General features: G+C 49.1%; 16 protein-coding genes. 11 read left to right on the plus strand and 5 right to left on the minus strand.

Annotation, left to right across the window (positions count from 1 at the left end; translation table 11 throughout):
- Window positions 1–2: 2 nt before the first annotated feature.
- From M3P05_RS09500 to thrC, 3 genes are all read left to right on the plus strand, one after another.
- Entirely contained in the window at window positions 3–758 is a 756-nt protein-coding gene (locus M3P05_RS09500) for a DsbC family protein (RefSeq protein ID WP_249699332.1), read from the plus strand.
- 236 nt (window positions 759–994) lie between these two features.
- A complete protein-coding gene (locus M3P05_RS09505) occupies window positions 995–2,296 on the plus strand; it encodes a homoserine dehydrogenase (RefSeq protein ID WP_249699333.1) in 1,302 nt (433 codons plus the stop codon).
- A gap of 15 nt (window positions 2,297–2,311) precedes the next feature.
- Window positions 2,312–3,712: a threonine synthase gene (gene thrC / locus M3P05_RS09510; protein WP_249699334.1), complete on the plus strand. Its 1,401-nt coding sequence runs from the start codon at window positions 2,312–2,314 to the stop codon at window positions 3,710–3,712.
- Window positions 3,713–3,786: 74 nt separating this feature from the next.
- Here the strand turns inward: thrC and M3P05_RS09515 are convergent, their stop codons facing one another.
- Complete coding sequence (locus M3P05_RS09515; protein ID WP_249699335.1) at window positions 3,787–4,068, minus strand: RNA recognition motif domain-containing protein; 282 nt, start codon at window positions 4,066–4,068, stop codon at window positions 3,787–3,789.
- Window positions 4,069–4,449: 381 nt separating this feature from the next.
- On the opposite strand from M3P05_RS09515, the gene recJ reads away from it, so the two are divergent.
- The 6 genes from recJ to ung all read left to right on the plus strand — a co-directional run bounded on the left by recJ (window position 4,450) and on the right by ung (window position 11,392).
- Window positions 4,450–6,204 carry a single-stranded-DNA-specific exonuclease RecJ gene (recJ, locus tag M3P05_RS09520; protein ID WP_249699337.1) on the plus strand — a complete coding sequence of 585 codons (1,755 nt, stop codon included), beginning with the start codon at window positions 4,450–4,452 and terminating at the stop codon, window positions 6,202–6,204.
- Window positions 6,205–6,441: 237 nt separating this feature from the next.
- A protein-coding gene (prfB, locus tag M3P05_RS09525; RefSeq protein ID WP_249699338.1) for a peptide chain release factor 2 occupies window positions 6,442–7,537 on the plus strand; the annotation gives its coding sequence in 2 pieces (ribosomal slippage) (window positions 6,442–6,513 and window positions 6,515–7,537; 1,095 coding nt in all).
- A gap of 77 nt (window positions 7,538–7,614) precedes the next feature.
- Complete coding sequence (gene lysS, locus M3P05_RS09530) at window positions 7,615–9,153, plus strand: lysine--tRNA ligase (protein ID WP_249699339.1); 1,539 nt, start codon at window positions 7,615–7,617, stop codon at window positions 9,151–9,153.
- A 329-nt stretch (window positions 9,154–9,482) separates the two neighbouring features.
- Entirely contained in the window at window positions 9,483–10,304 is an 822-nt protein-coding gene (locus M3P05_RS09535) for a TetR/AcrR family transcriptional regulator (protein WP_249699340.1), read from the plus strand.
- A gap of 46 nt (window positions 10,305–10,350) precedes the next feature.
- Window positions 10,351–10,659, plus strand: a complete 309-nt coding sequence (locus M3P05_RS09540; RefSeq protein WP_249699341.1) for a hypothetical protein — start codon at window positions 10,351–10,353, stop codon at window positions 10,657–10,659.
- Between the two features lie 25 nt (window positions 10,660–10,684).
- Window positions 10,685–11,392, plus strand: a complete 708-nt coding sequence (ung, locus tag M3P05_RS09545) for a uracil-DNA glycosylase (RefSeq protein ID WP_249699342.1) — start codon at window positions 10,685–10,687, stop codon at window positions 11,390–11,392.
- A 28-nt stretch (window positions 11,393–11,420) separates the two neighbouring features.
- Here ung and M3P05_RS09550 read toward each other — a convergent pair whose 3' ends face one another.
- From M3P05_RS09550 to M3P05_RS09560, 3 genes are read right to left on the minus strand one after another with little or no spacing between them, the layout of a single operon-like run.
- Window positions 11,421–11,726, minus strand: a complete 306-nt coding sequence (locus M3P05_RS09550) for a hypothetical protein (protein WP_249699343.1) — start codon at window positions 11,724–11,726, stop codon at window positions 11,421–11,423.
- Window positions 11,726–12,784: a DUF1521 domain-containing protein gene (locus M3P05_RS09555; RefSeq protein ID WP_249699344.1), complete on the minus strand. Its 1,059-nt coding sequence runs from the start codon at window positions 12,782–12,784 to the stop codon at window positions 11,726–11,728. Before M3P05_RS09555 ends, M3P05_RS09550 begins: the two co-directional genes overlap by 1 nt.
- Before the next feature lie 15 nt (window positions 12,785–12,799).
- The gene (locus tag M3P05_RS09560; RefSeq protein WP_249699345.1) at window positions 12,800–13,183 is read right to left on the minus strand and encodes a hypothetical protein; all 384 of its coding nucleotides are present in this window, start codon (window positions 13,181–13,183) and stop codon (window positions 12,800–12,802) included.
- Window positions 13,184–13,330: 147 nt separating this feature from the next.
- Here M3P05_RS09560 and M3P05_RS09565 point away from each other — a divergent pair, with 147 nt between their 5' ends.
- Complete coding sequence (locus tag M3P05_RS09565; protein WP_249699346.1) at window positions 13,331–14,449, plus strand: enoyl-CoA hydratase/isomerase family protein; 1,119 nt, start codon at window positions 13,331–13,333, stop codon at window positions 14,447–14,449.
- Between the two features lie 93 nt (window positions 14,450–14,542).
- Window positions 14,543–18,691 (plus strand): ATP-binding protein, encoded by a 4,149-nt coding sequence (locus tag M3P05_RS09570; protein WP_249699348.1) that lies wholly within the window; start codon window positions 14,543–14,545, stop codon window positions 18,689–18,691.
- Here M3P05_RS09570 and ygfZ read toward each other — a convergent pair.
- Window positions 18,688–19,620, minus strand: coding sequence for a CAF17-like 4Fe-4S cluster assembly/insertion protein YgfZ (gene ygfZ / locus M3P05_RS09575; RefSeq protein ID WP_249699350.1), 933 nt, complete (start codon window positions 19,618–19,620; stop codon window positions 18,688–18,690). The two genes, M3P05_RS09570 and ygfZ, sit on opposite strands and share 4 nt — an antisense overlap.
- Window positions 19,621–19,662: the final 42 nt, after the last annotated feature.

Consider the following 19,662-nt stretch of genomic DNA (forward strand, 5'->3'; position numbering starts at 1 on the left):
GAATGCGGAAAGGTCTGTGGGGCCGGTTTGGCGTAGTGTTGTGCCTGACGCTGATGGTGTCGGGATTCGCCAGGGCTGCTGAATCAAAGGATGCTCTGAAAAATGCCGAAACGGCAATTCGCAGTGGTCTGCTGAAGCTTAATGACAAGCTGCTGGTTGATACTGTATCGGATACACCAATCAATGGTGTCTATCAGGTGGTCATGAAGTCTGGTGAAGTGCTTTATGTGTCTGCTGATGGGCAGTATGTCTTTGGTGGTGACCTTTTGAAGATCGGTAAGAACGGGCTGGAAAACCTGACTGAAAAGATCCGCTCTGAACAGGTTCGGAAAACACTGGCTGCTCAGGATCCCAAGGATATGATCGTTTTCCCTGCCCAGGGTGAGCGAAAGAGCGTGATGTATGTGTTTACGGATGTTGACTGTGGCTATTGCCGTAAGCTGCATCAGGAAGTCCCTCAACTGAATAGCAAAGGGGTTGAGGTTCGCTACCTGGCCTTCCCAAGAGGTGGAGAAAATGCGCCAGCCTATTCCAGAATGGTATCAGCCTGGTGTGCCAAGGATCGCAAGCAGGCGATGACAAATCTGAAGAGTGGTCAGCCTATCGAAACTCTAACCTGTGATAACCCGGTACTGGATCAATACCGCCTGGGTGCTTCGCTGGGAGTGCGGGGTACACCAGCTCTCTATCTTGAGGATGGCCGATCCATTCCCGGTTATCAGCCGGCTGATGCACTTCTTAAATTGATGGGGATTTAATCCGCTTAAGCAGGCATCATCTTTTATTGTGTTCTTGTAGTCTGTCAGAGCGATTTTTGGTTCTGGCAGGCTTTTCCAGTGTCTTCTCCTCTCCCTAAGGCTATCGTGTCAGCATGGCTGACGCTATAATCTCCAGCACTCCAAAACTGTCAGCAAGCAAAGAGATATTAAAAATGCGACTGACTGTAAGAAAAAAACGCTGAAAAGAATTCTGATACGAGACACGGGGAGTTATCTTGAAGTCTGTTAATGTTGGTATCTGCGGTCTTGGTACTGTAGGCAGTGGTACAGTCAATGTACTTGTCAGAAATGCTGAAATTTTATCTGCCCGCACGGGATGCGATATCCGAATTACGCAGATTGGTGCACGTCGACCAAACCCAAGCTGTGATACATCAGAAATCTCTGTTGTAAATGATATTTTTGAAGTCGCATCCAATCCTGATGTCGATATTCTGGTTGAACTGATTGGCGGCTATGACACGGCTCTGAAGCTTGTTAAGGAAGCTATCAGCAATGGCAAGCATATTGTCACGGCCAATAAGGCATTGATTGCTGAGCATGGCAATGAAATCTTTGCTCTGGCTCGTGAGATGAATATTGTTGTTGCCTATGAAGCCGGTGTGGCCGGTGGTATCCCTGCGATTAAATCCCTGCGCGAAGGGCTGGTAGCCAATCGTATCAATTGGCTGGCTGGTATTATCAATGGAACCGGCAACTTTATCCTGACAGAAATGAAAGATAAGGGGAGCCCGTTCGCAGATGTCCTGAAGCAAGCTCAGGATCTTGGCTATGCAGAGGCTGATCCGACCTTTGATGTGGAAGGAATTGATGCAGCCCATAAGCTGACAATCCTGGCATCCAATGCTTTCGGAATACCGCTGATGTTTGATAAGACCTTCACGGAAGGCATCAGCAAGGTCACTCCAGAGGATCTTCAATACGCTGAAGAGTTTGGATACCGGATCAAGCATCTCGGCATCGCCCGCAACACTGATAAAGGTGTTGAGCTGCGTGTTCACCCCACACTTATTCCTGAGAGTCACCTGCTGGCCAGTGTTGATGGCGTCATGAACAGCGTTCTGATTGATGGTGATGCTGTGGGTCAGACCATGTATTACGGTGCAGGAGCTGGCAGCGAACCAACCGCATCAGCTGTTGTTGCCGATATTGCTGATATTGCCCGGATTATTTCGGCCCCTGAATGTGCTGTGCCTCCGGTATCCCTCCTGTCTGCGGGGCAGGATGTCAGTGTTCTTCCTATAGGGGAAATTGTTGCTGCCAGCTATCTGCGCATTCGCGCTGAAGATCATCCTGGTGTGTTGATGAAGGTCACTGAAGTGCTGGGGCAGCATGGAATCAACATTGATGCGTTGTTGCAGAAAGAGGCACGGGAGAGTGATGGTTGTGCGGATATCGCTGTTCTCACACACCACATCAGAGAGAATCTCCTGATGCAGGCGGTTTCAGAAATTGAAGAGCTGGAAGAAATAACCAGCCCGGTGGTTCATATTCGGGTTGATCATTTGGGCGGCTAGTAACGGAAAAAAGACATGAAATATATCAGTACACGCGGACAAGCCCCCGTTCTTGGATTTGAAGAAGTTATGCTGACCGGCCTCGCCAGTGATGGCGGGTTGTATATTCCTGAATCCTTACCGCATTTTACCAAGGATGAGATTGCCCGGTTTGCCAGCCTTGAGTATGCAGAACTTGCGATTGAGATTATCAGACCTTTCGTTGCCGATTTTCTTAGCGAAGAGAAACTTCAGGAAGTCGTTAAAGAAACGTACTCTGTTTTCCGTCATAAAGCTGTTGCACCACTGGTTCAGCTGGATACCAATGAGTGGGTAATGGAGCTTTTCCATGGTCCAACGCTGGCATTCAAGGATTTTGCCCTGCAGCTACTGGGGCGGTTTCTGGATGAATCCCTTGATCACCGGGGTGAGAAGGCTGTAATTCTGGGCGCAACATCTGGTGATACCGGATCGGCGGCCATTGAAGGCTGTCGTGCCTGTGAACATGTCGATATTTTTATCATGCACCCCCACAACAGAGTATCGGATGTGCAGCGTCGACAGATGACGACTGTTCTGGCAGATAATGTCCACAATATTGCCATCGAAGGGACATTTGATGATTGCCAGGCGCTGGTTAAGGCTAGCTTTGCCGACCAGGCCTTTCTTAAAGGCCATCGTCGTTTGATTGCGGTGAACTCCATCAACTGGGCCCGGATTATGGCCCAGGTGGTGTACTACTTCTATGCAGCGCTTTCTCTTGGGGCTCCTCACCGGGAAGTTTCATTCTCGGTTCCAACCGGTAATTTTGGCGATATTTTTGCCGGTTATATAGCCAAACGTATGGGGCTACCGGTTAAACAGCTGATTGTCGGAACCAATCGCAACGATATCCTTCACCGTTTCTTTGCTGATAACAGCTATAGCAAAGAGCAGCTGGAACCAACTCTCTCGCCCAGTATGGATATCATGGTATCCAGTAACTTCGAGCGCTTACTGTTTGACCTTCATGATCGTGATGGTGAAAAACTGCAAGCAGTTATGGCCGCATTCGATGAGAGTGGATCAATTTCCATTGATCCGGCACGCTGGGAAGCTGTGAAGGAACTGTTCGGCAGTGACCGGTCATCAGATGAAGAGGTTGTGGCAACTATTCAGCATGTTGCCAATGAGTCTGATGGTTATCTGCTTGATCCTCATACCGCTATCGGTGTTAAAGCTGCACGTGTCTGCCATAGCTCAAATGAAGTTCCCGTTGTCACCCTGGCTACAGCGCATCCAGTTAAATTCCCGGAATCTATCGTTCGAGCTGGATTGGATGAACCAAAACTACCTGAGTGGTTGTCTGATCTGAATGAGCGGCCTGAGCGCTACCAGGTGCTTGAAGATAACAAGGCAACACTGCACGGATATATTCAGGAAACTCTGAAGCTGTGATGTCGTAACTCTTGATTGTGACAAAAGAAAAGGGCTGCTATTGCAGCCCTTTTGATGTCTACACCCAGAATGAATCAGGCGTATTGACGCCTCTGATGATTTTGCTGGGGCTTGGGAGTCGCAAGGCGAACGCGCAGGTTGCGGTTCAGCAGCTTCTGACCGTCCATTTCCAGGGCGGCTTCAGCACCGTTTTTTTCGGCATACCGTATAAAGGCAAAGCCTCGGGACTTACCTGATTCCCGGTCGCGGATGAGTTTGATGTGATCAACGTTACCATAGCCTTCAAAAGCGGCGGAAAGATCATCTTCGGTGGCAGACCAGCTCAGGTTACCGATATAGATTTCCCGGTTGTCCATTAACGGATTCTCATTTTCTGATTGGAAGTGTCACTGTGAACTCACCCATCTGTGAGTCACATCGTCCTCTGCCGCGACCAATGGTTCTGTTAATCAAACCCCCCAGGTCTACGTGGGTTATCCCCTTGTGCTAAGTAAAACAACACACTAACCCTGCAAAGGTACTTAAATGCTTGCATAAAGAGGTACTCCGTACCAGTGCATGGTCGTACGTGATCACAGGAAAATGAGTTAAGCCTGACCCGTGTCAGTTTGTGGTTGGCATTTAGGTTCTGGTGGCGTAAGTTTGTGCGATTCAGTGGGGTGAATAAAAAGGCATTTCCCGCTCAAGGCTGTTTGGTAAGATATTCAAAATTCCATACCAGAAGACCAGATACTTTCATGTCGGTAACCATAACGCGACGAGCTATCAGTGATGAAACCAGTTCACACTCCCTGGCAGGTAATCTCCCTTCATTACTGAAGCGGATTTATCTGTCCCGGGGGGTCAGTGATGATAAAGAGTTGCAGAGAAGCCTGAAAAACCTTGAGAGCTGGCAGAGCCTGAAAGGAATTTCTGAAGCGGCTGCTTTGATGGCTGATGCTGTGATCAGTGGCCAGCGCATCCTGATTGTGGGTGACTTCGACGCTGATGGCGCAACCAGCTCTGCGCTTGGAACGCTGGCCTTGCGTGCCATGGGGGCTGCATGGGTTGATTTTCTGGTGCCCAATCGCTTTGAGTATGGTTACGGGCTATCGCCCGATATTGTCGAAGTCGCAAAAAACAGTCGTCCGGATCTGCTGGTAACAGTGGATAATGGTATTTCCAGTATCGAAGGCGTGAAAGCTGCCAAAGAAGCCGGAATCAAGGTGCTGATCACCGACCACCACTTGGCCGGTGAGGTTCTGCCCGAGGCGGATGCCATTGTTAACCCCAACCAGCCCGGCTGCGAGTTCCCCTGTAAAAGCACTGCCGGTGTCGGTGTGATCTTTTATGTTCTTTGTGCCCTGCGTACTGAACTGGATCGCAGGGGCTGGTTTGTTCCTCCCCGGGAAAAGCCCAATATGGCATCTTTCCTTGATCTGGTGGCTTTGGGAACAGTTGCTGATGTGGTGGGGCTCGACAGCAATAATCGCATTTTCGTTCATCAGGGTATCGGACGTATCAGGGCTGGGAAGGCCCGTCCTGGTATTCTGGCGCTGGCTGAAGTCTCTCGGCGAGATCCCGCGCGTCTGGCTGCTCCGGATCTTGGTTTTGCTCTGGCTCCCCGGTTAAATGCAGCGGGTCGGCTTGATGATATGTCTCTGGGAATAGAGCTTCTTATTACTGAAGATCCTAACCATGCCCGGCATCTGGCCAGTCAGCTTGACGGTCTGAACCAGGAGCGCAGGGATATTGAAGACAGTATGAAGGAAGAGGCCCTGCGGGATCTGGCCAGACTGAAGCTGGACAACACTGTTGATGGCAATACTAATGCTCTGCCCTGGGGCGTCTGCCTGTTTCAGGATGACTGGCACCAGGGCGTGATTGGAATTCTGGCATCCAGGGTTAAAGAAAAAATGCACCGCCCTGTTATTGCGTTCGCCCCAGGTAACGAGAGCGAAATCAAAGGCTCGGCCCGATCTATACCAGGATTTCATATTCGGGACGCTCTTGAAGCTATCTCCACAAAATTCCCTGGTCTGATTCTCAAGTTCGGTGGTCATGCCATGGCGGCGGGCTTATCGCTGAAGGAAAAGGATTACCAGACTTTTTCAGATGCATTTGATCAGGAAGCTCGCAGATTGCTGGTCAAAGCGCAGCTGGAAGCTTCTTTGATGACCGATGGTGAACTCAGTCTTACTGACTTGAATCTGGATACGGCAGAAATGCTACGGGAAGCTGGCCCCTGGGGGCAGAATTTTCCGGAGCCGGTGTTTGATGGTGTTTTTGATCTGCAGGAGCAGCGGCTTCTGGGCGGTAAACATCTGAAAATGATGGTGGTACCTGAGCAGGGTTCAGACTGGATTGATGGTATCTGTTTTAATGTGGACTCAAGGCGCTGGCCGGACACCTCGGTCAGAAAGGTGCGTCTTGTTTACCGTCTTGATGTTAATGAGTTTCGTGGACGGCGTAGTGTTCAGCTAATGATTGAGCATCTTGAACCGCTTTCTTAGATTCTTTTGGAAAATAGCGCCTGCTTCGTCGATAAATCAGGCGGATTGCGAAAAAACGACTATTTTGTCAGCACCCTTGTTCTGGTAAATTTACGCTTTTATTTTTGACTCTGGAAATCTGCATTTCATCACAGTGAATCTTAACCAGTATGCTGGTCAAAGAAGTCAAACTGTGTGGGGTTCAGGTTTCTTTGCATTTGGCTGAATGAAACAGCCTGCCACTGGAAAAAAGCAGCAATGGAAATCAATCCGATCCTGAATGATATCAAGGATATGAAAGAGCGTACTGACGTTCTTAGGGGGTATCTTTGACTACGCCAGCAAGAAAGATCGTTTGGTAGAAGTCGAACGGGAGCTTGAAGATCCCGCCGTCTGGAATGATCCGGACAATGCTCAGGCTCTGGGACGCGAACGCTCTCAGCTTGAGGAGATCGTGAAAACCATCGACAACATGGAGCAGGGGCTGTCCGATGCCGGCGAACTGTTGGATATGGTTGTTGAGGAAGAAGACGAAGATGGCGTAAACGATGTTGTCGCTGAACTGGAAAACCTGCGTGAGCAACTCGAAAAGCTTGAGTTCCGTCGTATGTTCTCCGGTGATATGGATGCCAACAATGCTTACCTGGAAATTCAGGCTGGTTCCGGTGGTACAGAAGCACAGGATTGGGCCAATATGCTGCTGCGCATGTATCTGCGCTGGGGTGAGGACAAGGGCTTCAAGTGTGAACTGATTGAAGTCTCTGCCGGGGAAATTGCAGGCATCAAATCTGCAACTATTCAGGTCTCCGGTGAATATGCTTTTGGCTGGTTGCGTACCGAAACCGGCGTTCACCGTCTGGTTCGTAAATCGCCTTTTGACTCGAATAATCGTCGTCATACGTCGTTTACCTCGGTCTTTATCTCCCCCGAGATTGACGACAATATCGAGATTGATATTAACCCGGCTGATCTGCGAATCGACACCTATCGTTCCAGTGGCGCAGGTGGTCAGCATGTAAACACCACCGACTCTGCCGTGCGAATTACCCACGTACCGACTGGCGTGGTTGCCGCATGTCAGAACCAGCGATCCCAGCACCAGAACAAAGACAAGGCCATGCAGCAACTGAAAGCCAAGCTGTATGAGCTGGAAATGCAGAAACGAACGGCTGAAGCACAGGCGCTGGAGGACAGTAAATCCGACATCGGCTGGGGCAGCCAGATTCGTTCCTACGTGCTGGATGATTCCCGCATCAAGGATCTGCGTACCGGTGTTGAAACACGCAACACTCAGGCAGTTCTGGATGGTGGTCTGGATCGCTTTATTGAGGCCAGCCTCAAGCAGGGTCTGTAAGCGGTTCTACTATTAAATAATTCTTTCAATAAAGCGGGGCAGACAGGTTCCGTTTTGTGATTTTCAGGTTTGAGTCAATGACAAACGAAAATGTGAATGAAGCAGCTGGCGAACAGCAACAGGAAGAAAATCGCCTGATCGCGCAGCGCCGCGAGAAGCTGAGCGCTATTCGTGAAGAGCGTAACGCTTTCCCAAATGCTTTTCGTCGTGAGCACTATGCTGCCCGTCTGCAGGAGCAGTACCAGGATTCTTCCAAGGAAGATCTGGCTGCGTCCAGCGAGCCGGCCTGCGTTGCCGGCCGTGTTGTTCTGAACCGTGGTGCCTTTATGGTACTGCAGGATATGACTGGCCGTATTCAGGCCTACGTTAACCGCAAGACTCTGAGCAAAGAGGTTCTGGCGGAAATCAAGACTCTAGACCTGGGCGATATTATCGGTGTTGCCGGTTCCCTGCAGCGTTCCGGCAAGGGCGACCTGTACATTGATATTGAGAAGTTCGGGCTGCTGACCAAGTCTCTGCGTCCTCTGCCAGAGAAGCACAAAGGTCTGGCTGATATCGAACAGCGTTACCGCCAGCGCTATGTGGACCTGATCACCAATGATCGTTCCCGCGAAGTGTTCAGCATCCGCTCCAAGCTGGTTGACGGTATTCGTCGCTATCTGGCTGACCGCGACTTCATGGAAGTGGAAACTCCCATGCTGCAGACCATTCCCGGTGGTGCATCTGCGCGGCCATTTATTACTCACCACAACAGCCTTGATATCCAGATGTTCATGCGTATCGCACCTGAGCTGTACCTGAAGCGACTGGTTGTCGGTGGTTTTGAGCGTGTTTTTGAGATCAACCGTAATTTCCGTAACGAAGGTCTGTCCGTTCGTCACAACCCAGAATTCACTATGCTGGAGTTCTATCAGGCTTACGCGGATTACAAAGATCTGATGGATCTGACTGAAGATATGCTGCGTACCCTGGCGCAGGATATTCTGGGAACCACCACCGTTGTAAACACTGTTCGCAATGCTGATGGAGAGGTGTCTGAGACCTACGAATATGATTTCGGCAAGCCTTTTGTTCGAATGACTATGGTTGAGTCGATCCTGCACTATAATACCGACCTCACTCGTGAGCAGGTGACTAACTTTGAATCTGCCAAGGCTGCTGCTGAGAGCCTGGGCATCACTGTTAAATCAACCTGGGGGCTGGGTAAGATCCAGACCGAGATCTTTGAAGAAGTTGCTGAGCACCGCCTGATTCAGCCGACTTTCATTACTGAGTATCCAGCAGAAGTTTCTCCGCTGGCCCGTCGTAATGATGATAATGACCATATCACTGACCGCTTTGAGTTCTTTGTCGGTGGTCGTGAGCTTGCGAATGGTTTCTCCGAGCTGAATGACCCTGAAGATCAGCATGAACGTTTCATGCAACAGGTTCAGGAAAAAGATGCCGGTGATGACGAAGCCATGCACTACGATGCTGACTACGTTCGTGCTCTTGAATACGGTCTGCCACCAACTGCTGGTGAAGGTATTGGTATTGACCGCTTGGCGATGCTCTTTACCGACTCCCCGTCCATTCGTGACGTGATTCTATTCCCGCATATGCGCCCTGAAGCATAAGCGACAGAATTTATTAGCTATGAATTGAGCCGCCTTTTATCACCTGGTGATAATTAAAGCTGTTACATCATGGCGGTTAAGATAATGACGTTCTGCGTCAGTCTTTTTTGAGGTCTGCCGGACAAAATCTGGCAGGCCTTATTTAGAGCCTGTTCATAATCTTATTGCAGGCTGCAAATGCCGAATAAAAGCACCTGTTTCTTTGCTTTTGCTCGTTACATAGAACCACTATGCGCCTCGCAAAACCATAGAAACAGGCACTTTTCTCGTCATTTTCGCTATCTGCAAAAGATTATGAACAGGCTCTTACAAGGCCGGTGTCAAATATTTTGCATCAGGCTGGTACCAGGAATGGGTTTTCATGTCATTATGAGTCCCGTGACTGGCGTTATGACAACCAAGGCAAGTACAAGGCATTTCCGATGGAAGCTAAGAATGAATTGGTCGAGTCAAATGAAAATGTCCCATCACTGAAATACCAGGGGCGCAAAACCAGCCGAGCGGGTAGTGAACAACGACGAAAGGCCATTCTTGAAGCGGCCCTCAGAATTGTCGTGCGTGAAGGTGTTCGCGGGGTCCGCCATCGTGCTGTCGCCAAAGAAGCAAATGTTCCTCTATCTGCCACTACATATTACTTCAAAGATATTTCAGACCTGATTACGGACACGTTCACTCTGTTCGTAGAAGTCGGCACGGAGAAATACAGGTCTTTCTGGGGTGAATCCCTTGGGCGTTTATCCGCCGCTTTAAAGAATATCCAAACATCACCAGAGAGCCGGCATCAGATGATTCGTGTGGTTATTGATGCAGTATTTCAATATGTCTGCAGTCAGTTGCACGAACATCGAGATTATCTTTTAGCTGAACAGGCTTTCCGTCTGGAAAGTCTGCGCAATGAAAAATTGAAATCCATTGCCTGCCGTCATTCAGAATATATGCAGTCCGATTTGATTAGCTTCCTGTGGGAAGCAGGATCGAAAGCGCCGGAACAGGATGCTGCTCTAGTTGTATCCGTTATTCTTACAGCAGAATACGAAGGGTTGTTGGGTTGTGATGGTCAGTTTGATGAAGGTCAGGTTTACCGAATAATCAGTCGTGGTATCCAGGCAGTATTAATAAGCGTGTTTGAACCTGCAATTACTGCACATTGATTGTGATAATATCGCCTTGCCGATTCAGACAATTGTGCAGGGCGATATGACAATTAATAATCAAATCAAAATTATTCTTACGGCAATTTTTTCCATTGCTATCACTGTTTTTGTGTTGGATAGCCAGGGTTTTATTCGACATTCATCCGAGCAGGACTCTCTTTATATTGCTGAATACTCTCTGCTGGCCAGTGCCCCAGGTACTGAGCAGTCGATTTCAGCCAAACCTTCTGACTTTTCGGCTTATTGTATCGAGGGGCGGCTGGTAATGAGAGGAGCTGGCAAGAAGGTGAGTGCTGATGTGTCAGGATTGCTGGTGGACAAGAAGCGACGTGCTGTAAACTGTTCGTTTTGATTATTCATCATGTCAGGAGTGGCTAATGCCCGAGGTTAAATTGCCGGATAGCTGGAAACACCGGATCCAGGATGAGTTCTCCAAGGATTACATGGTGCGTCTGCGATCCTTTCTGGTTGAGCAGAAACAAGCGGGCAAGATGATCTACCCCAGAGGCAGTGAATACTTCCGGGCCATGGATCTGACTGATTTTGAGAATGTTAAAGTGGTCATCCTCGGTCAAGATCCCTATCACGGGCCTGGTCAGGCTCATGGTTTGAGTTTTTCTGTAAAACCTGGCGTTCAGCTGCCACCCTCTTTGGTGAATATCTATAAAGAGCTGCAGGAGGATCTTGGCATTCATCCCGTACGACACGGTTTTCTGGAAAAATGGGCAAGCCAGGGTGTACTGCTTCTCAACAGTGTACTGACTGTCGAGCATAAGCAAGCTGCATCTCACCAGGGGCAGGGGTGGGAAATGTTCACTGATCGGGTCATCAGGGAATTGAATGACCACCGCGATCATCTGGTCTTTATTCTTTGGGGTAGTTACGCACAAAGAAAAGGAAGCGTTATTGATATCAGCCGGCACCTGGTTATCAAATCTCCTCATCCATCTCCCCTTTCGGCTTATCGTGGTTTCTTTGGGAGTCGGCCTTTTTCCCGTGCTAATGACTTTTTAGTGCAAAACGAGATGCAGCCAATCAACTGGCAGCTGGATGAAGTTGTGGAACAGGTGGCTGAACCAGCCTAGAGGGAGTCTTGCTGATCTGGTTAAGCGATTAGATGCGCAGCTTGCGATTCATAGCTTTGGTTAACTTGCTGCGCTTCTTTTGCTTGGATTTATTGCCTTTCTCAGTAGTAATGTCTTCAGAGTTCTTCAGAAACTCAGAGAGTTCTTTTTCTGCTTTCTGCCTTTTATCGTTACTGCCGGGAATATGTTCAAGGAACTCCTTACTGGCTCCTTCTTTCAGGCCTATTTCCTTGCGCAGTTTGCCGATTCTGGCGAGCTCTTTTTCGCCTTCTTTCAGCAGTTTTTCACTCTCAGCCAGAGTTTCATGCAGCGGATTGTTGCTCTCGGTAGCCATCAGATATTCCTGATAATTTCCTTGGCCTGGTTGTACTGCTGTTTAAGCACCTGTGAGGCCAGGGAGTTGGTCTGTTCGTATTTACCCGTCAGGGATTGAAGTTTTACCATGTCCAGCTGTGACGTACTGGTAAGAGACTCCTGGGTGCTCTTGATTTGCTCATTAAGGTTGCCGATCTCCTCTGGCGTCAGCATTCCTGCGCCACTGGCGTCATAGACTGTGATGCCTAGTTCATCGAGAAGAGCTTGTTCTTCTGGGGTTAGCAACTGCTGAACTGTTTTGTTTTCTGCAATGGCTTCCTCGTGAGTCCTTGCTCCCTGTCCCTCAGTGAGGTTCTTGAAGTCTCCGGAAATCTCTTCACCATCAAAATTCCAGTCATCGATTTGGTCACCCATTTTGAAGATGTATCCATCGTTGGTATCCGCATCCAATGCAGCACCGTTGAGTGTAGGTTGACCAATCTGGGGGGTGTTATCGGCAATGCCTGTGACTTCAATCGATTGGTTACCTTTGGTGATTGTCAGGGTGTCTGAATAGACATTCTTGTCTGTCCGGCCTTTGTCTATCGTGCCAACGGTGATTTTTGTACCATCATCTAGCACAAAAGTGGCGTCTTCCTGAAAGTCCCAATCTTTATTACCCCCTCTATCATGTTCGTTTACATGAGGGTCGCCCCAGACGGTTGTTTTGTTACCGTTCGCATCCACGAGAGAAAAGCTTTCGTCTTCACTGTGGATTTGAATCTTGTAGCCATTGTCCAGGGCGATTTCTTTCGGGTCAGCATCGTGATTAACAGTCCAGGTATTTTCACTGACCGCTGTTGTATTGATTTTATGGTTGTTCAGTTTGGACTGAATCTCGTTCAGTTGACGGATTTGTTCGTTTTTCTTGTGAACCTGACCGATCTGGTCACGAATCTGCTTATCAAGAATGTCAGAGCGTTCCAGCATAACAAGCATGTTCAGGTCACCGATACTGAGGGACTGATCATTGAGATCAACTCCCTGTAAACTGGCTGTCTGCTGTACGCCACCTACACCACCGTTAATCTGTGCCATATGTCAGCCTCTCGTTTAAATAAATCCGCCGCGACTTTTTTTCTTCTTGCGCGCGGTGGTTTTGGTGGTTGGTGTTTTGGTCCAGGGATCCTGCCGCCGGGCCTTACGTTCGGCCCTGATGTCCTTCCTTTTACTCATAACAGCAGTCTTTACTTCATTTTTTACTTCGTTTTTCCACTGTTTCATGTCATCTACAACCTGCTGAACATCTTCTTCTGAACCCAGCTTCATACTGACAGCTTTCTTCAAAAGGCCTGGCTCGAAATCCAGTTCTTCCTTGATCTTGCTGAATACGTTCAGCTCTTTTTTGGACTTCGCAATCAGCTCATCCATTTGGTCACAGAGAATCACGGATCTGGATTTGGTCTTCTTGCGATTCATCGTGGTCGAGACAGGCATAGCGTCGCTCCTGCTATGGAGGTTCTTCTTATGTCATCGTGAGATATTTGTGACTCTTTAGGTGAGTGGTTTATTCAGACCTTGAAAGATGGCTAAGGGGCTGGCCTAATGGCACGACTTCATCATCAGTATGAGAAGGCCTGAGAAATGACAAAAAAATGTCAGGTTGATTTTCAAACGTATTCATCCCGTTCCGGTCATGTTATCGGCAGAGCTACGCTGAATGCTGAATCATCACTTAATGCTTTAACTCTGGATATGATTCAGGGGCTGTATGAGCAGCTTCAGGAATGGCGGGATGATGGCTCAGTGGTCGCCATTATTCTGGATGGCGCTGGTGAAAAAGCTTTCTGTGCTGGTGGGGATATTCGCAGGTTGCACCAGTCTGTACTGGGTAGTGATCATGGCCCCAATGAATATGGTGAAACCTTTTTTGCCAGTGAGTACCGTCTTGACTACCTGATTCACACATTTCCAAAACCCATAGTTTGCTGGGGGGCTGGGATCGTTATGGGTGGCGGTATTGGGTTAATGGCTGGCGCTTCTCACAGGGTTGTTACAACGAGTTCAAAGCTGGCTATGCCGGAAGTCTCCATCGGTTTATTCCCTGATGTTGGTGGCAGCTGGATTCTTGGCAGAATGCCGGGCAGAACAGGCCTTTTCCTTGGTCTGACAGGTACACGAATCAATGCAGCAGATGCAATGTTTACGGGACTTGCTGATCGCTATCTGGCAGATGGTTCATTATCTGACGTTATTGAACAGTTCAAGGCTGTGAGCTGGGCTGGCCAAGGGCGAGAAGATTATCTGAGAATTGATGTTGCTCTTCGCCAGATTGAAGAACAGCAGGATAATGTTTTGCCAGCTTCTCTTGTCCGGGAATCTTTTGATGTTATTCAGAAAGTGACTGATGCAGGCTCACCCATGGAGATCCTTAGCAAGATTCAATCTCAGGATGGTGATTTCTGGCAAAGAGCAGCTGCGGGTCTTGAAAAGGGGTGCCCTCTAACCGCATGGCTTGTGATGCATCAGATTCAAAAGGCTCGCCACCTTTCTTTGGCTGATGTTTTTCGTCAGGAATTGAATATGGCCGTTCATTGCCTGAGAGGAGGGAATTTTGCCGAAGGAGTAAGAGCGCTGTTGCTTGAGAGGGGTTCCAGCCCTCAATGGGTTCCGGCATCACTGGTTGATGTTTCGCCAAAGACCGTTGAGGAATATTTTCATTCACTCTGGCCCTCCGAAAAGCACCCGCTAGGTGATTTATAAGTTGTTTGCAGGTGTAATTGATCTCAGTAGCGATAGTTATCGAATCTTTCATATACACTTGCGCCCTGCAGTACTGACCAGATTTTTTCCTTAATGAGAATTTATACAGAGCAGGTGGCTGACAAGGCCAGCCTGCTGTCTTTATCGAACCTGATAAAAGGCTGTTTCTTTGTGATCTTCAGCCTTGCTGTCAGCGTTGGAGCAGTTCATGCCTCAGCGACAGATTCACGTGATTCCGATGGCTCGACCGGGCAGTTTACAGATTCCAAAATTGTTGACTTAAATAGCAATGTGCTGACTTCAGAAATTCAGTTGACACCACAGGAAAGGAGCTGGCTGGAAAGACATCCAGTTATTCGCGTGGTGCTGGAAAAAAGTTTACCACCTGTGCAATTTATCAATGATGATGACCAGATGGATGGTATCGCTGTTGATTATCTTCAATTGATAGAAGAACGCCTAGATGTCAATTTTTCCTTTGAAGTCAGTGATGATGCCGATGACAGTCTCAAGCGGCTGCTGAATGAAGAGGCAGATATTGCTCCCATTATGATGGTGGGGGATAGAGGTGGGCAGCAGTTCGGTTTCAGTAATGTCTTGATCAGTATTCCATCGGTTGTTGTTACCCGCGATGTTGAAGAACAGGCACGCAGTATCCCCAAATTACAGGGACGTCGAATAGCTGTTCTTCCTGGAGATCAGTCCATTGGCTATTTCCGTGAGCAATATCCGGGTATTGAGCTGGTTCAGGCTAAAACGGCTGCACAGGCTTTGCACGACGTTTCCTATGGGCTGGTTGATGCCTATATCCTGAACCTGTCTTCGGCCAGCTATCTGATTGACCAGCTGAGTTATTCCAACCTGCATATGGATGGTGATAACGGCTACGTATTCAGTTTGCGACTGGCAACAACAGAAAGCTCCCAGATTCTTGCCGGAATTTTGAATAAGGCCATTCTTTCTCTCTCTGTTGATGAGCGTCAGAGCATTCATGACCGTTGGATCAATGTGAAAATGGTGCCATGGCAGCTACAGAAGAGTGCTGTTATTGGCCTTGTTCTGGTACTGATCACGCTATTGTTGATAGTGTACTGGAACCGACGTCTTGCCAGAGAAATCTCCGAGCGTCAGAGAGTTGAGGCTGTTCTTCTTGGAAGGGCAGAAAGTGACCGGGTGCTGAGCTCCATAACCCGGCAGTTTATGGATTGCTCTCTGGATGTTGCCGTACGTGAGACCCTGCAGACTTTAACTGTATTCCAGCGCTCTCAGTACACCTGGGTAGTCATGCTGGATGGTGAAGAAAACAGGGTCTCAATTCCGTGGATTGGCGGTGGGGAGACAACACCAAAGCTTCATTCTCAGCTTATGACTCTGGCGGATATAGATTACTCCACCCTCTGGAGTTCTTTGCTGAAGGGAAATGTCAGCCAGGTCCGGACTGAACAGCTGGATCAAATGGAATACCCAGATTTCCTGAAAATTCTTCAGGGAATGGGAGGGCGCTCCATTATCTATGTGCCGATGTTGCTCTCCGGTCAGGTAGTTGGCTGTCTGGCCCAGGTCAGTGGGCATGAGCGTGTCTGGAGTGCAGATGAAGTTATGCTGCTGCGCCGGGCCGCAGAGCTGATTGCGATCAGTTCATCCCGCAAGAATGCTGAGGAGGCTTTGCGCAAAAGTGAAGAGCGTTATCAGCTGGCAATGGAAGCTGCTTCTGATGGCTTGTGGGACTGGGATCTGCCGGCAGATCGCATTTATTACAGTACCCGATCCATGGAAATTCTTGGCTACAGACCCGGGGATATTCCTGGCAGCGGGGAAAGCTGGAGACGCTTGCTGCACCCTGAGGACCGTGAAGAGACAATGCGTTACCTCCACAGGGTCTTCGAGCGGAGTTCGGAACCCTTTCAGCTGGTTTGCCGCCTTCTGTGCAAGGATGGTAACTATGCCACGTTGCGATTGAAAGGTAAGGTCATCTCCCGGGACAGAGATGGGGCACCATTGCGGGCTATCGGCACCATTATTGATATTACCGAGCAGCGGAAGTGGGAAAAAGAGCTAGCCATGGCCCGCTTCTCCCTGGACAGCGGTGGTGACCAGGTGCACTGGTTGCGAAAGGATGGTACCCATAAATATGCCAACGAATCTGCTGCCCGCGCCTTGGGATACAGCCGCCAGACCCTGATGGAACTGAGCGTAATGGATATCAACCCGGATCAGGATAAAGAGGGTTGGGATCAGTTCTGGGAGCAGCTGAAATGCATGGGGGTCTGCACCTATGAAACATTGCGAAAAACCAGCAGTGGTGAAGTGTTCCCAGTAGAAATTACCGCTAACTATATGGAATATGAAGGCGAGGGCTTTATGTTTGCAACTTGCCGGAATATCGCTGAACGCAAGGCCCAGGAAGAAGCGCTGCGGCAGGCGAAAGAAGCTGCAGATAAGGCCAGTCAGGCCAAGAGTGACTTCCTGGCCAATATGAGTCATGAAATCAGAACGCCGATGAATGCCATTATTGGTATGAGTCAGCTGGTTCTTGAGACCGGTCTCAACTCTGTACAGAAGGATTACATCACCAAGGTCTGTAATGCGGCTGATACCCTGCTGGGTATCATCAATGACATTCTCGACTTTTCCAAAATTGAAGCCGGCAAGCTGGTTCTTGAAGACGCACCTTTCAGTCTTTCCAAAGTGCTGGATAACCTTTACGGAATGGTCGCGATTCAGGCCCGAAACAAAGACATTGGTTTCTATATTCATCAGACTTCGGATATTCCGGAATGGCTTGAAGGTGATTCCCTGCGGCTGGGCCAGATACTGCTGAACCTGGTCTATAACGCCATCAAGTTCACACCTCATGGTGAGGTAAATGTCCGTGTTCAGTTGATGTATCTGACGGATTCCAGGGTGCGACTGGGTTTTGCTGTTGAAGATACTGGCATCGGTATCAGTCAGGATCAGCAATCCTTGTTGTTTGAATCTTTCTCCCAGGTAGATAGCTCGACCACGCGTCGTTTCGGAGGCACCGGACTTGGGCTGGCTATCTGCAAGCGCCTGGTGAAGCTTATGGGAGGTTCGATCCGGGTTGAGTCATGGCCAGGCAAAGGAAGTTGTTTCTTCTTCGAGGTTGAGCTGAAGACTTCCGAGCCGCCTGAAATGGTTTCTGAGCACTTACTGGGTTCTTTTCATTTGATTGAAGGGCACCGTCGTATTCTCCTGGTGGAGGATAATGAGGTAAACCAGCAGGTTGCGATGGCACTTCTGGAAAAGCTTGGGGCTGATGTTGAGGTTGCAGGAAATGGCCGGGAAGCGCTTGAGAGAGTTTCCCAGGAGAAGTTCGACCTGGTGTTTATGGATATTCAAATGCCGGAAGTGGACGGTTACAGCGCAGCCAGGGCGATCAGGCAGCTACCGGATTGCGTAAGTTTGCCGGTTGTCGCTATGACAGCTCATGCCATGGCCGATGACCGAAACCGCTGTATTGCCGCAGGTATGAATGACCATATTGCCAAACCTCTGGTGGTCGATGAGCTGAAAGCTGTACTGGCTCGTTACCTGCCAATGGTTGAGGGCGGAGACTTGCTGCCCACTGAGCCAGCTGCTCCAGAGCCAGTAAGCCATCTTCCTGATCAGCTGCCGGGAATTGAAACCAGACTGGGGTTGCAGAGGGTACTTGGTGATCAAAATCTCTATCTTAAACTGCTGGCGAGATTTTACCGGGACTATGCCGGTACGATTGATGATGTCCGCATAGCTCTCGAAAGAAATGACTATGACAAGCTGCGTTTTATAGCCCATAGCCTGAAAGGTGTTGCCGGTACTTTGGGAGCAACCAGAGTTGAGGTGGCGGCTTCTGCAGTCGAAAAACTGGCCAGGATTTCTGCTGGTAACGATATTCTTGAACCTGTCAGCCGCCTGGCCAAAGAGTTTGATCTGGTTATGAACAGCCTGGCCTCGCTTAAGGTGGAGACTCTTGAGTCAGCTCACCAGAGTGACTCTCTGGAAAGCCTGGAGGACAACGAAAACGCATACGATCTTGTTCTAGAGATGGAGCAGCAGTTGCAGTATGGCGATGCGGCAGCTTTGACGACATTCCCGAAACTGTCTAAAGCAGTTGGGGAACCCTGCAGGCAGATAGTCGAGAGGTTGGATAACAGCCTCGCAGAATTTGACTACGAGGCGTCTCTGGAAGCTGTCGCCGAACTTAAGGCTGAGCTTGAAGTGCAGGCAGTTGAGTCCGCTTAAACTTCGTAAGGAAGTGCTTGCAGGTTCAGGGTGGAACCTGAATCTGCAAGTGATAATGAACCTTCTTCCAGATCAGAGCTGCGCACGACGGCAAGAAGTTCTACCTTTTCTTTGGTCTGTAAGGCTGTGACCACTTCTCCACTCTTGCTGCCATTGCTATTCATAACAGCAGCACCAGTCTCCGGAACCTGATTTCCGTCCAAGGTAAAACGGTATAAGTGGCTCTTCAGTTTGCCCAGATATTTCATGCGGGCGACGATTTCCTGACCGGTATAACACCCTTTGCTGAAGGAGATTCCTTCCAGTGCTTGCCAGTTGAGGTGCTGAGGGATATAGGTTTCCCGAGTGGCTTCGGTGACCCAGGCAACACCGTCCAGAATATCCTGCAGGTGCCAGTCTTCAATTGGGCCGAGCTCAGTTTTATCTTGCAGCTGTTCAAGAAGAAGTTGTTCAGAATCAGGGTTTACCCAGATCTCATAACGACTGCTGTGGCCGGGCACAGCATGAATAAAGCCGTTGTTCCAGCTGATAAAAGATGGGCCGTCTGGAGCGGATATCCCGGTCAGTGAGGTGATGCATTCGCCGGCATTCTCACCCTTAAGACCAAAGCGAATCCACTGGTCAGATGTCTCGTTGATGGAAAGGGTTCTGTAGAATGCAGCGTACTTGCCCAGGTGTGCTTTCAAGGCATCCAGCTGGCTATCAGGAAGGCTGATGGTCAGGTTGTCGCCAAATGCAAAAATCTTGAAGTTGGCAACCATTCTCCCTTTTGCAGTGCAGCAGGCTCCCAGGGTGTATTGACCATCCTGCAGCTTCTCAACATCGCAGGTCAGTTGTCCCTGCAGGAATTTGCGGTTTTCCTGACCTTCAAAAGTCAGTAGTCGTTCATGTCCCAGTCGGGTCAGTGCCAGAGCAGGTGTGTCAGTCATTGGAAACATCAATGTCCTGGTTGATTGATTTGGCCATGATAG

It is taken from the genome of Parendozoicomonas callyspongiae, assembly GCF_023502345.1.
Classification (GTDB): Bacteria; Pseudomonadota; Gammaproteobacteria; order Pseudomonadales; family Endozoicomonadaceae; genus Sansalvadorimonas; species Sansalvadorimonas callyspongiae.